Raw genomic sequence first — 13512 nt, forward strand, 5'->3', positions numbered from 1 at the left:
TGAGATGATATGAATGCGAAAGGGATGGGTTGTATGGCTGTCTGTTTCCTGCTGACGGGCTGCGGCAGCGTCATGGGAAGAACCTCTTTGGCGGAGGGCGAAACGTGGTATCCAGGGGTTAAAACGGATATCGCGGTGATCCGCGGTGACAGCGAGTATGATTATAATTATCTTCAGGGGACATTATGGACTCTGGATACGCCGCTGTCGTTTATTGGTGATACGCTGATGCTGCCGATTGATTATTTTCACGGCCCGTGGTCAATTCACTCCGGAAAATAAAAAATATATTATAAAATGGTGTTAATTCATTATGAGTTCTATTTTAGATGTGGCCGTAATGTCCCCGAATCGCTATTTCTGTCTGGGGCTAAGTAGCCTGCAAGAACAAAAGTCACTGACCGCCATTCGGCTGCACTTTTGTCATGATCTGAAAAGCTTAAAAACGCTAATGGAGAGCATTGCGCTCTCCGGCGTGCTAATGGAAACGTTTGGTGAAGGAGAAAACATCTACGATGCGTTTGTTTTTGGCGATTATCTAAAAAGGCAGGCCAGAGACATCGCCGTGTTTGTTTTCCGCTCATTCTGGAGCAGCCTTTCCGATTTGCCGCACTATGCGCGCTATCATGTTTCCTCAACTGAAGATGAAATATGGCAATATTTTACACTGATACTGAAGGGCTACCATTGTAATAATTATATCTCCCGCTGGGAGGCCCTGCTGACCCATAAAGAGTATCAAGTTATCAGGATGCTGTGCTGCGGAAAGCAGTATCATCACATAGGGAAATCACTGGGTATTACGATTAAAACCGTGAGCACGCATAAAATCAAAGCGCTGAAAAAACTCGGCGCGCCCAGCATGTCATCTTTAATTCTACAATTTAAACGCTAATGGTCGCGCGCCGTAGGCTGCCGTGGCCAGGCGTTCATAGGCCATCCCCGGATCCCCGCATGCTGCGTATTTATCGCGCCAGCCAACGCCATCCCGCAGCAATAGCATAATCTCTTATTCTCCCTTCCTGTATTCTGCTTTCCTGTTGATGGTGTCCGTAATATATTCTCGCCAGGTTTTAATAAAAACCCCTAATAGGGTGATGAATTTGCGAAGGCTAAACGTGATTCCATGTAACAAAGCAACATGTGAACTGGCTTACATTTTCAACCGCGCTCGCCATTTATAGTGAGCGCCAGTGTTAGGGGGCGTATTCAATCATCATGGCATCCATTAAAGACGTAGCGAAAAGAGCTGGGGTCTCGACGGCGACCGTGTCGCGAGTGCTCAACAATCATCCCAGCGTCGTGCCGGAAACGCGGCAGGCGGTGCGTGATGCGATGGATTATCTCTGCTATGTCCCCAGCAAGAGTTCGTTTCAGCTTAGCGGGAAATGTTCAGGGCTGATTGGTGTGGTTTTGCCTAATCTGGTGAATCCTCACTTCTGTGAACTGTTGGCGACGGTGGAAGAAGAGGCCCGGTATATCGGCAAATCGGTGATCGTTAAAACGCATCAGAACCAGCCGCAGCAGGATAAACATATTATTCAGACCTTAGTGGGGATGGGCATTGACAGCTTGCTATGGGTGCCGACAGAGGCTGAAGCCGAACTTTCAGAATGGTTAAGCATTACCCGGATCCCGGTCGCCGTTGTCACCCAGGTGTCCCGGTTCTTCAATTCCGTATCGATTAACCAGGATCGGGGGGCGGAAAGTATTGCGGAACATTTTATTCATACGGGCCATCTTTCATTTGGCTTTGTTGCCCAGGAAGGGGTGGATAGCCGCAAGGTCTCGTCGTACAGCAAAAAAATAGCGAGTCACGGTTTAAAGCTTGCTAGAGATAATTCGTTCTGGATAGCCAAAGGCGAGGGTGAAAAGATATCAGGCCATATTAGTATTCTTGATGACATTATCGAGAAACTCAGCGAGCCGACGCGAACCTGTACATGTCTGTTAGTGTATAACGATATTGCGGCAAACTATATTATCGATGGGCTAAAAGAAAAGGGCATCTCCGTTCCTGAAGATATTGCAATTGCCAGCTTTGATAATACCCTGCTGGCGCAAACTAAAAAAATCACCAGCGTTGCACAGCCGGTAAATGAAATTGCTCACCTCGCGTTTCAGATGGTGAAACATCAACAGCAGCCGGACAGTATTGAAATGCACGAAATTGTCTCGCGGTTAATTATTCGTGAGAGCAGCGTAAAAATTAATATTACTTCCCTGTAAGGGATTTATGTTTAGAAATGGCGCGACATTTGGCGCCATGGGCTCCTTTTAACAAAAAATAGGTATATTTATGTCTGCTACCGCAATGGAAAAGCCAAGCGCTTATGAAAAGCTGGGGCTGAGGGAGAAGATCGGCTACGGCATGGGTGACGCTGGTTCAGGAATGATATGGAGCGTACTGGCCCTCTATCTTACGTGGTTTTATACCGATGTATATGGCCTGAACGCCGGGGTGGTGGGCACATTATTCCTGGTTATCCGCATCTTTGACGCTTTTAGCGATCCGCTGATGGGGGCCATCTGCGACCGCACCGTGACGCGCTGGGGAAAATTCCGTCCATGGATATTATGGATGGCGTTTCCGTTTGGTCTGGGCGCGGTACTGATGTTCACGACCCCAGAACTGAGCATGAACGGCAAGATTGTCTATGCCTGGGTTACCTATCTGGTCATGTCGCTGATTTATACCGCGATTAATATTCCCTATTGCTCGGTCGGCGGCGTCATTACGCTCAATCAGAAAGAGCGCATGGGCTGCCTGTCGTGGCGCTTTTTCCTTAATGGCCTGGCAACATTAATTATCTCCTCCTCTATTCTGCCGTTAACGGACTGGCTGGGTAACGGCGACCGCGCCTCAGGTTTCCAGCTAACCATGATCATTATGGGCGGTGCGGCAACGCTGATGTTCCTGTTCTGCTTTTCCAGCATTAAAGAGCGGGTGGTGTCGGTTAAGCAAAACGAGTCGTTGAAGAAAGACCTGCGGGATATTATCAAAAACGATCAGTGGCTCTTGATGATCACTATTACCTTCCTGAACGTTTTCCCGGCATTTATCCGCGGCGGCGTCACTATCTATTATGCTACTTACGTCATGAAAGAGTCGGTCGGGTTTATTACCTTCTTTATGGCGCTGGGCGTGGCCTGTAATATGCTGGGCAGCGTGCTTGCCAAACCGCTGACCGATCGTTTTGATAAGCTGGCGCTGTTCCGCATTATTAATATTATTCTCGGCATTCTCTCATTTGCGCTGTGGTTTGTTGATCCGCAATCCCTGACCCCGCTGATGACGCTATTCATCATTATTAACGTTCTGCATTTAATTCAGTCTGGCCCCATTCTGTGGGCAATGATGTCCGATGTCGATGACTACGGCGACTGGAAATTTGGTAAACGCCTGACCGGCATCTCCTTCGCGGGAAACCTGTTTATGCTCAAAATGGGGCTGGCGGTCGCCGGCGCTATCGTCGCCTGGATTCTGGCGTTTACCGGCTATGTCGCGAATGAGCCGCAGCAAAATTCGCAGACCATTCAAGGCATTATCATGATGTTCTCACTGCTGCCGATGGTGAGTTATTTCATCAGCGCGTATCTGGTGCGCTACTTCAAGCTGAATAACGCGTTCCTTGAGAAAATCAAAACGGATCTTGCAAAACGTGAGCTGGAAAAAGGTCGCGGTCAACCACAGGAGGTTCAGGATGTCCCTGTCATTTAATATTAAACAAGGTCAGCGCATTGATTTGTGGCTGAAAGCGTCCGAACCGGCGGCGCAACCCCTGTTTTCTATTCGCGTGAACGGTCAGGTTGTATTTAAGATTCAGGAGGCGCCGCGCTACTTCCAGTATTTTACCTGGACCTCGTTTCAGGACGGCGTTGCCACCCTGGAGTGGCTGCCGGAATATAGCGAGATATCGCTTTGTTACACCTGGCATCCGGATTCACTGCGCGCGCGCGGCGTTACCTTTATCGCGACAGCCGGGCAGGATTTGCGCCTGATGAGTGGTCAGGATATTGCTGACGAGTATCTGCGGGAGCCGCTGCGTCCGGCATTGCATTTCTCGCCCCGTACCGGCTGGATGAACGACCCTAACGGGCTGCACTACAAGAACGGCGAGTGGCATCTGTTTTACCAGTATCATCCGCACTCCAGCCAATGGGGCCCCATGCACTGGAATCATGCGGTGAGCCGCGATCTGTATCACTGGCGGCATTATCCGGTTTTCCTCCAGCCAGAGCAGAATCTTTCGGCGCTGGGCGCGACGGGCGGCGCGTTTTCCGGCAGCGCGTATATTGATAAACAAGGAAAAACCCGCTTCTGGTATACCGAACGGCTCCCGGCTTACGATCTGTATCGCGGCTACCGGGAAGTGCAGAAAATGGCCGTTGCGCACGACGACTACGATAAGCCGGAATGGGTGAAAACCGTCTTAACCGACCTGCCTGCGGGCGTGGACTGCGATTTCCGCGATCCAAAAGTGTGGTACGAAGAGGCCGATGCCACTTTTTATATGATCCTCGGCGCGTCGGTAAACGGCGATCCGGCGATGCTGCTCTTTCACTCTGCGGATAGTGAACGCTGGACGTTCCATCATGTGCTGTATGTCGCTCCCGGCTATTTTCGCGAAAACGGCGGTCGCTGCGTCGAATGCCCGGATTTCTTCTGCCTGGATGGCGTATGGGTATTAATTATCGGCGTCGTTGGCTATACGGAGCCGACAACCGGGCGGCATAATTTGCTTTTTGCCCAGACCGGTACTTTCCGGAACGGCTATTTCACGCCGTCCGAGCAGCCGCTACAGACTTTAGATTTCGGTACGGATTTCTACGCCCTGCAAACCTGGGGCGAGGACGACCGAAGAATCGGCTTTGCCTGGTTATATAACTGGGCGACGCAGAAACCGGTGGATTCCGCTTACTCGGGGGAAATGTCGCTCCCGCGTCGCTTTCATCTCAATGCGCAGCAGCGGCTATGCATGATGCCGGAGCTGCCGCCGGAATCATTGGTCGTCAGCCGCCATGCGCTGGATGACGGTGATATCTGGGTTAATGAGAAAGGCTGTAAAGCCGGCATTGTAACCTTTATGCCTGCCGGTGGTTTCCGTTTGACGTTAACGGGCGATAGCGGCCAGCAAATCATCCTCGAACAGGAGGGTAAAAATCTGACGCTATATGAAAAAGGCCGGGACGATGGGCGTTACCGCGCGCCGGTGGCCGGCGTCAGCGACGTCACCCTGTGTTTTGATGCCGGGATTGTTGAGGTCTTCGCAAATCAGGGCAGCGTATGCGGTACGCGACGCTATTACTCATGCAGTCAGCTCACCCGGATCCAGCTCTCCGGCGCGCCGGCACAGCTTACGCAATATCGCTCGACGTATTCGCAGGAATAAGCAAAGTCAAATTTAAGCGTTGATGTTCGATTTCTTATTATCATTAGAGGCGGTTTTTCATGGTACGTAAAAATTATTATGATGTTACGCAGTGGCACGTCGGCAACCCGTATGAGGATATTGGCGAAGTCATTAACAGTATTCTCGCCGATATTAAATCGCGACAAACTGAAACCGATATTAACGACGGGGGTAAACCGGGCGCCGCGATTTATATTCCGCCCGGCGATTATCATCTGAAGACGCAGGTCTTAATTGATATCAGTTATTTAAAAATTATGGGTTCCGGGCATGGTTTTGTCTCCTCGAGCATTCGCTTTAATACGCCGGCGGACGAGTGGGCGAATTTGCACGATATATGGCCGGGCGGGAGCCGTATCCTGGTCGATCTCTGCCCGCAGCCCGGCGATGAAGAACACGCTGGCGCTGCATTTTACGTGAAACGCAGCGGGGCGCCGCGTATCAGTTCGGTGGCGTTCGAAAACTTCTGTATCGATGGTCTGCACTTTGTTGATGATGGGCTGGGAAACAACGACCCGGAAAATAGCTATACGAACGGCAAAACCGGGATTTATATAGCCAGCGCGCAGGACGCTTTCCGCATTACCGGGATGGGATTTATCTATCTGGAGCATGGCCTCACCACGTACAATAGCGATGCAATGGCGATCCATAATAACTTTATCGCCGAATGCGGTAACTGTATCGAGCTGCGTGGCGCCGGGCAGGCTTCAAAAATAACCGATAACCTGATTGGCGCGGGCTATAAAGGCTATTCTATTTACGCGCAAAACTTCGGAGGGTTATTGATTTCTACCAACAATATTTTCCCCCGTGGCGCAAGCAGCGTGCACTTATCGGGCGTGGTCCGCTCTAGCATCACCAGCAATCGATTCCATTCATTTTATCCGGGAATGCTCGTTCTCGAGAACAACTGTGCGGAGAATCTGATCTCGGCAAACCATTTCTTGCGCGATCGTGAACCCTGGCCGCCGATGCAGGCCTATGACAACGGCCTGGATGATGCCTATGGCTTGCTGCATATAAACGGCAGTAATAATTCGGTTATTGCTAATCATATTTCCGAAACGATTGATGTCCAGTATCTCAAGCCGCAGGGAATAAAACCGGTCATCATCCGCCTTGTTTCCGGCAAAGGGAATTATATTGCGAATAACCATATCGTGGCGACCACGGAGACGTCAGCGGCGCAGGCGCAGCCCTCCGAAGAGGATGCCTGCTTTGCGGCGCAGGTCAGCGCTTTGCTGACGACGGCCAGGTTAAAAGAACTCGATGCGGTCGCCGTGCAGGTAGAAAAAGAATCCGCGCAAAACACGATACTTGATAGCGGCAGTGACGCACAGGTGGTCATAGACCGAGCGCGTAATGCCTTCAGGGCGACACCGGTTGCTGGAAATTAATATTCACTCTGTTTGTTAATCCGTATAGCGAATGACGTTATTTAAGGAGGCAGATTACACGTTATTTCATTCATTCTTCTGCTAAATAAAAATCAAAATATAAAAGGTGAATATTTTTATTCACCTTATCCCACCTTTTACCTCTGGGAAAATAAAAATGAATAAAACAACATTATCAATAGCGCTAGGCTTGTGTTTAATAACGGGATCGGCGGTCGCGAAAAATAATCAACTGACGCTGGAACAACGAATGGAACAGCTTGAAGCGCGGCTTGCCGCCGCGGAAAGCCGGGCGACGGTAGCGGAAGGCCAGGTGCGGGATTTACAGGCGAAGCAGAATGCCGCTATTCAGGCGGCGCAAACCCGTGTGCCGGTAAACAGCGCGGCGGCAACCGCGGAGAGTAAAAAGAATCTTAGCGTCCCGGAGCTGAAATTATCCGGCTATGGCGATCTGAAAATCTACGGCGACGTGGAGTTCAACATGGACGCGGAAAGCAAACACGGCCTGCTGGCGATGACCAACGCCGATGTCGGCAGCGATCCCACCTACGATAAGTGGGATTTAAACGGCCGTATCCTGCTCGGCTTCGACGGTATCCGCAAAACGGATAACGGCTATTTTGCCGGTTTCTCTGTCCAGCCGCTGGCGGATATGACCGGCTCGATGAACCTCGACGACGCGGTATTCTTCTTTGGTCAGGAGAACGACTGGAAGGTGAAAGTGGGGCGCTTTGAAGCGTACGATATGTTCCCGCTGAATCAGGACACCTTCGTCGAGCACTCCGGTAATACCGCCAACGACCTCTACAGCGACGGCCATGGCTATATCTATATGATGAAAGAGGGTCGCGGCCGCTCTGACGCAGGCGGCAACTTCCTGCTGAGCAAGCAGCTTGATAACTGGTATTTTGAGCTCAACACCCTGCTGGAAGACGGTACGTCGCTGTACGACAACGGTGGCTACCATGGTCGTGATATGGAGCAGAAAAAGAACGTCGCCTATTTGCGCCCGGTGGTGTCATGGGCGAAAGACGAATTTTCCGTTGCCGCGGCCATGGAAGCGAACGTGGTGCAGAACGCCTACGGCTATAAAGATGCCCAGGGCAACTTTATCGATCAGTCGGGGCGCACCGGCTATGGCCTGACTATGACCTGGAACGGCCTGAAGCGCGACCCGGAGGACGGGGTGGTGGTTAATCTGAACACCGCTTATATGGACGCCAGCAACGAACAGGATTTGACCGCCGGGGTGAACGCGCTGTGGCGGCGCTTCGAGCTGGGATATATCTACGCGCATAACAAAATCAGCGATTATGCCGGGGTGATTTGCGATAACGACTGCTGGATTAAGGATGAAGGCACCTACAATATTCATACCTTCCACGCGTCGTATCAAATTCCGAACGTGATGAATATGCAGAACTTTAATATCTATCTCGGCGCCTATTACTCCATTCTCGACAGCGACGAGAAGCTGAGCCAGGGGGATGACGACGATCGCTACGGCGCGCGGGTGCGCTTTAAGTACTTCTTCTAAGCGCTTGAAACGGCTGCCCCGCTCAGCACAACGGGGCAGCCATAGTTTTACTCCAGATAAAACACCTCTTTAAGCTCCGCGCTTACCGGACTGTTGTCCGGATTGGCAGGCATCACATCGCGCATATGCTGCCACCAGCGCTGGCACACATCGGTGCCGGCGACGGCGTCCCAGCGCGCTTCGGATTCAATCTCCACCGTGGCGAACAGCAGATGGCGCTCTTTATCGAGATAAATCGCGTAGTGGTGCGCGCCGTGGGCTTTCAGCACCGCTTCCAGCTCCGGCCAGATGGGGTTATGACGGCGCTGATACTCTTCATGCGCGTCCGGGTTTACCTGCATCACGAAAGCTTTACGGATCATAATGCCTCCAGATAGAGTTCGCGGACTTCATCGCGGCTGGCGGTGCGCGGATTGCACGGCGCGCACGGGTCGGCCAGCGCTTTATCCAGCCAGCCTTCAATATCGGCTTTGCTGACGCCAAGCTGGCTGAAGCCTTGCGGAATGCCGACGCGTTTGCTCAGCGCGCGGATGGCGTTGATGGCCTCCATGCTGGCCGCTTCATCGCTCATACCGCGAGTATCGACGCCCATCGCCTGCGCCACGCGCGCGAAGCGGGCAACCGCGTTCGGCCGGTTAAAGTTTTCGATGATCGGCAGCAGGATGGCGTTGCACACGCCGTGCGGCAGGTTGTGGGTAGCGCCCGGCTGATGGGCCAGCGCGTGCACCAGGCCGAGACCGGCGCTGTTAAACGCCATGCCCGCCAGATACTGGCCAAACGCCATCTGCTCGCGGGCTTCAAGGTGGTGTCCATCGTCGACGGCTTGCGGCAGCCACAGGTTGATCAGGCGAATCGCTTCCAGGGCGTTGGCATCGGTCAGCGGATGCGCGCCCACGGAAACAAAGGCTTCAATGGCGTGGGTCAGCGCGTCCATGCCGGTGGCGGCGGTAATGGATGGCGGGATATCCAGCATCACGCTGGCGTCATCGACGGCGATATCGGGAATGATATTGGGGTCGATAATCACCTCTTTTACCTGGCGCTCGGCGTCGATAATAACCGCGTTGCTGGTCATCTCCGCCGCGGTACCGGCGGTCGTGTTGATGGCCACCAGCGGCACACCGGCGTTTTTCACTTTGCCGACGCCGGAGTAGGCGGTCGATGGCCCCGGGTTGGCGGTGAGGATTTTTATCGCTTTGGCGGTATCAATCGGGCTGCCGCCGCCGAAGGCGATAAGGTAATCACACCCGGCCTCGCGATACTCCGCGTAGCCTTTTTGCACCAGCGCTTCCGTTGGGTTAGGGAACACCTCGTCAAACAGATGGTAAGACATCTGCTGTTCATCCAGGGCGGTAAACAGGCTGTCGAGCAGCCCCAGCTTCACCAGCTGACCGTCGGTGACGATCAGCGCTTTGCCCCAGCGTTTACCCGCCACCAGCTTGACCATATCGCCGATTGCGCCCGCGCCGTGGAGGCTGATTTTGGGCAGTGCCAACATAAAACTCATGATAATTCTCCTTAATGTTGATTTTGGGTAATCCGTTTCCCTTCACCCGCCCCCGGGTCGCGGCTGGCGCCTTACCCGGGCTACACGTACCGGTCAGATTAGGGTGAAGGGGAAATTAAATTCGTCTTCGCTGCATCATCCGCCGGGTAATAATCGGCAGCGAGATCACCACGATCAGCATCGCGCCGATAATGATCGACATCACGATCCCCGGCACGTTGAGTAGGCTCAGGCCAAACGTCACCAGCCCCATCAGGAAGGCGGCGATAATCACCCCCACCATGCTGCCGGAGCCGCCGAGAATATTGACGCCGCCGAGCACCGCCATCGTGACGACCGCCAGCTCCCAGCCCATCGCCAGCGTCGGGCGGGTGCTGCCGAGCCTCGAGGTCAGCAGGACCGCCGCCAGCCCGGCCATCAGCCCGACCAGCGCGAACAGCACCAGATTGTGGCGCTTGACGTTGATTCCGGAGAACCAGGCTCCGGTCGGGTTATTGCCGATGGCGTAGGTCCGGCGACCAAAGTTGGTTTTATGCAGCAGGAAGGTAAAGGCGGCGGCGAGGAGGATAAACAGCGCGAACTCAAAAGAGAGCGCCCCCCACACGTAGCCCTGGCCGAACCAGGCGAAGCTGTCCGGGTAGTGATTGAGCGCCTTGTCGCCCAGCAGAATGTAGGTTATTCCGCGATACAGGCTCATGGTGCCGATGGTGATCACAATCGACGACAGGTTAAAGCGCGTCACCAGGATACCGTTGAACAGGCCGCACAGCAGCCCAACGCCCAGCCCGACGGCCACCAGCAGCGGCGTATCCATACCCGCCGCCGCGCAGAAGCCCATCGCCGTTGAGCTCAGCGCCATCGTCGAGGCTACCGAAAGGTCGATCTCTCTGGCGATAATCAGCATCGCCATCGGCAGCACGATGATCGCTTTTTCGGTAAAGTTAAACGTGGCGTCCGACAGGTTCCAGATATTAAGGAAGTAGGGTGACGCCAGGGCGTTAACCACGAATACCGCCAGGGTTACCGCCAGCAGAAACCCTTCCCAGCACAGCAAGCGGCGCAGCGGCGACGGCGCGGCCGGGGCGCTTTTCATCTCTTCAGACATCATTATTTTGCTCATGATTTCACCGCCTGTTTCTGCCGCGCCAGCGCCGCGTTGCGCAGGATTAATCGTCCGCTACCTTTATTACCGCGTTCGTTAAGCAGCACCGCAATGACGATCACCGCGCCGGAAATGGCCATTTGCCAGAACGGCGAAATGCCAATCACCGGCAGCGCGTTATTGATAACGCCGAGGAACAGCGCGCCGCACAGGCAGCCGAGCACGCGACCGGTTCCGCCCATGGTGCTGATGCCGCCGATGACGCAGGCGGCGACCACCTGCAGTTCAAAACCGTTGGCGACATCGACATAGGCGACGGCGAAGCGCGAGATCCACAGATAGCCGCAGAACCCGGCCAGCGCGCCGGAGAGGCAGAAGCTGACAAACTGCATTTTCCCGGCGTTAATCCCGGTGTAGTACGCCGCCGTCGCGTTGCCGCCCGCGGTGTACAAGGCCCGGCCGGTGCGGCTGTAGCGGAGGAAATAGCCCACCAGCAGCAGCGCGGCGATGGCGCACCAGCTCAGCAGCGGCAGCCCCAGCAGCGAGGCGCGCGGCAGGCCGAGAAAATCGGCGCTCATCTGGTGCGAGTTAACCCAGCCGCCGTCGGAAAGCAGGAAGATAATCCCGCGATAAATACTCATGGTGCCCAGCGTGACCACGATGGCCGGAATGCCGAGCCGCCAGACCAGCAGGCCGTTAATCATCCCCATCAGCAGGCCAAGCAGGGTCGCCAGCGCCAGCAGCGCCGCCACCGGGATACCCGGATAGTGGGCGTTGAGCAGCGCGACGATCATCCCGGTCAGCGCCAGATTGGCGGCCATCGACAGATCGATGCCTTTGGTGAGCAGTACCATCATCTGGCCGAGGGCGAGGACGATCAGAATGGCGGTGTCGTTAAACATCTCCACCAGATTGACCGGCGAGACGAACGACGGCGCCCGGCTGCCGATAGCGCCGATCAGCAAAACGATCACCGCCGCCAGCAACGCTTCGCGGTGTTTAAGCAACTGTTTACCCATTACGCTGCCTCCCGACCGGCGCCGCTGGCGGCGCTGACGATGGTTTCCGCCGTCGCTTCACCGGCGCGATACTCGGCCACCATCAGCCCTTCGTGCATCACGATAATCCGGTCGGCCATGCCCATCACTTCCGGCAGCTCCGAAGAGACCATAATGACCGCCAGCCCCTGGCTGACCAGCTCGGACATAAACTGGTGCACCGCCGCTTTGGAGCCGATATCGATGCCTTTGGTCGGTTCGTCGAGGATAATCACCTCGGGATGGGTCGCCAGCCATTTGCCGATCACCACTTTTTGCTGATTGCCGCCGGAAAGGGTCTCCACCGGCTGCCGCCAGCTAAAGGCCTTAACCTGCAGGCGCGAGGCGTACTCGTCCGCCAGCCGCCATTCGCGGGCGTCGTTAAGCACGCCGCCGGGGTTCAGTTTGCTGAGCTGCGGCAGGCTGATGTTCTGGGCGATCGGCAGGGCGATAATTGCTCCCTGCTTCTGCCGCTCTTCCGGCACGCAGACGATACCGGCGCCGATCGCGTCGGCCGGCTGGCGAAAGCGCATCGGTTTTCCCTTCAGCACGATATCGCCGGAAGAGGGATGCGAGACTCCGGAGAGCGCCTGCATCAGCTCGGTGCGCCCGGCGCCCACCAGCCCGTAAAAGCCAAGGATCTCCCCTTTGCGCAGGCTGAAGCTGATATGGGCGAACTCGGTGGGGTGGCAGAGGTCTTTCACCTCCAGCACCGTTTCCCCTGGGATACAATCGACTTTCGGGTAGGTTTGGGTAATCGCGCGGCCCACCATCATCGCCACCATCCGCTCTTCGGTGATGTCGTTAATCGCACCGGAGCTGACGTACACGCCGTCGCGCAGAATGGTGTAGTAGTCCGCCAGCTCGAAAATCTCATCGAACTTATGCGAAATAAACAGGATCGCTTTGCCGTCCTGCTTCAGGCGCTCAACGATCTGATAGAACTCCAGAATTTCATGCTGCGAGAGCGCGGCGGTCGGCTCATCGAGGATCACCACCTGAGCTTCAAAGGAGAGCGCCCGGGCGATGGCGACCATATGGCGTTGGGCGATACTGAGGGTTTTCAGCGTCGCGCGCGGGTCAATCTGTACCTCGAGGCGGGTGAGAATTTCGCTGGCTTTGCGGTGCATGGCGGGCCAGTCGAGCTTCTTCAGCAGGCCGCGATGCAGATACTGGCCGACGAAGATATTTTCGGTGACCGAGAGTTCGTCGAACAGCACGGTTTCCTGATGAATCGCGGTGATCCCGACCTTATGCGCCGACTCCGGGTTCGGCAGTTGGATAGGGATCGCTTTATAGAGAATCTCGCCCTCTTCGGGCTGATAAATGCCGGTCATCACTTTGACCAGCGTCGATTTCCCCGCGCCGTTTTCGCCGATTAAAGCGGTCACTTTGCCGGGCCAGAGATCGAGCTGTACGTTTTCAAGGGCGCGCACACCGGGAAAAACCTTGGTGATGCCCTTCAGCGACAGCAGTGGGGTGGATGCTGACATGATAGTTCTCCGTAAAATCACC

The 13512-nt window shown here is 54.8% G+C and carries 12 protein-coding genes; 7 read left to right on the forward strand and 5 right to left on the reverse strand.

All coding sequences use genetic code 11. From position 1 onward, the window contains the following. Positions 1–9 precede the first annotated feature (9 nt). The 7 genes from ABLU96_RS13265 to ABLU96_RS13295 all read left to right on the forward strand — a co-directional run bounded on the left by ABLU96_RS13265 (position 10) and on the right by ABLU96_RS13295 (position 8351). A complete protein-coding gene (locus ABLU96_RS13265; RefSeq protein WP_064406194.1) occupies positions 10–282 on the forward strand; it encodes a YceK/YidQ family lipoprotein in 273 nt (90 codons plus the stop codon). A gap of 31 nt (positions 283–313) precedes the next feature. After that, the gene (locus ABLU96_RS13270; protein WP_032751739.1) at positions 314–895 is read left to right on the forward strand and encodes a helix-turn-helix transcriptional regulator; all 582 of its coding nucleotides are present in this window, start codon (positions 314–316) and stop codon (positions 893–895) included. A gap of 323 nt (positions 896–1218) precedes the next feature. Continuing rightward, the gene (locus tag ABLU96_RS13275; protein ID WP_025106553.1) at positions 1219–2229 is read left to right on the forward strand and encodes a LacI family DNA-binding transcriptional regulator; all 1011 of its coding nucleotides are present in this window, start codon (positions 1219–1221) and stop codon (positions 2227–2229) included. Positions 2230–2299: 70 nt separating this feature from the next. Then, positions 2300–3721, forward strand: a complete 1422-nt coding sequence (locus ABLU96_RS13280) for an MFS transporter (protein ID WP_025106554.1) — start codon at positions 2300–2302, stop codon at positions 3719–3721. After that, the gene (locus ABLU96_RS13285) at positions 3705–5393 is read left to right on the forward strand and encodes a glycoside hydrolase family 32 protein (RefSeq protein ID WP_049079701.1); all 1689 of its coding nucleotides are present in this window, start codon (positions 3705–3707) and stop codon (positions 5391–5393) included. Before ABLU96_RS13280 ends, ABLU96_RS13285 begins: the two co-directional genes overlap by 17 nt. A gap of 59 nt (positions 5394–5452) precedes the next feature. Then, a complete protein-coding gene (locus ABLU96_RS13290) occupies positions 5453–6814 on the forward strand; it encodes a NosD domain-containing protein (protein ID WP_032751737.1) in 1362 nt (453 codons plus the stop codon). 157 nt (positions 6815–6971) lie between these two features. Beyond that, the gene (locus ABLU96_RS13295; protein WP_064358709.1) at positions 6972–8351 is read left to right on the forward strand and encodes a carbohydrate porin; all 1380 of its coding nucleotides are present in this window, start codon (positions 6972–6974) and stop codon (positions 8349–8351) included. A gap of 47 nt (positions 8352–8398) precedes the next feature. Here ABLU96_RS13295 and rhaM read toward each other — a convergent pair whose 3' ends face one another. The 5 genes from rhaM to ABLU96_RS13320 form a co-directional block, all read right to left on the reverse strand. Continuing rightward, positions 8399–8713: an L-rhamnose mutarotase gene (rhaM, locus tag ABLU96_RS13300; protein ID WP_064406198.1), complete on the reverse strand. Its 315-nt coding sequence runs from the start codon at positions 8711–8713 to the stop codon at positions 8399–8401. After that, positions 8710–9858, reverse strand: a complete 1149-nt coding sequence (gene fucO, locus ABLU96_RS13305; protein WP_064406200.1) for a lactaldehyde reductase — start codon at positions 9856–9858, stop codon at positions 8710–8712. The genes rhaM and fucO overlap by 4 nt, the downstream gene beginning before the upstream one ends. A gap of 115 nt (positions 9859–9973) precedes the next feature. Beyond that, a complete protein-coding gene (locus ABLU96_RS13310; RefSeq protein WP_004855968.1) occupies positions 9974–10978 on the reverse strand; it encodes an ABC transporter permease in 1005 nt (334 codons plus the stop codon). Next, on the reverse strand, positions 10975–11979 hold the full coding sequence (locus ABLU96_RS13315) for an ABC transporter permease (RefSeq protein WP_064406204.1): 1005 nt from the start codon (positions 11977–11979) through the stop codon (positions 10975–10977). Before ABLU96_RS13315 ends, ABLU96_RS13310 begins: the two co-directional genes overlap by 4 nt. Then, the gene (locus tag ABLU96_RS13320; RefSeq protein ID WP_064406205.1) at positions 11979–13490 is read right to left on the reverse strand and encodes a sugar ABC transporter ATP-binding protein; all 1512 of its coding nucleotides are present in this window, start codon (positions 13488–13490) and stop codon (positions 11979–11981) included. The genes ABLU96_RS13315 and ABLU96_RS13320 overlap by 1 nt, the downstream gene beginning before the upstream one ends. Positions 13491–13512: the final 22 nt, after the last annotated feature.

Origin of the sequence: Klebsiella sp. CN_Kp106, assembly GCF_040064575.1 — a bacterium.
Classification (GTDB): domain Bacteria; phylum Pseudomonadota; class Gammaproteobacteria; order Enterobacterales; family Enterobacteriaceae; genus Klebsiella; species Klebsiella michiganensis.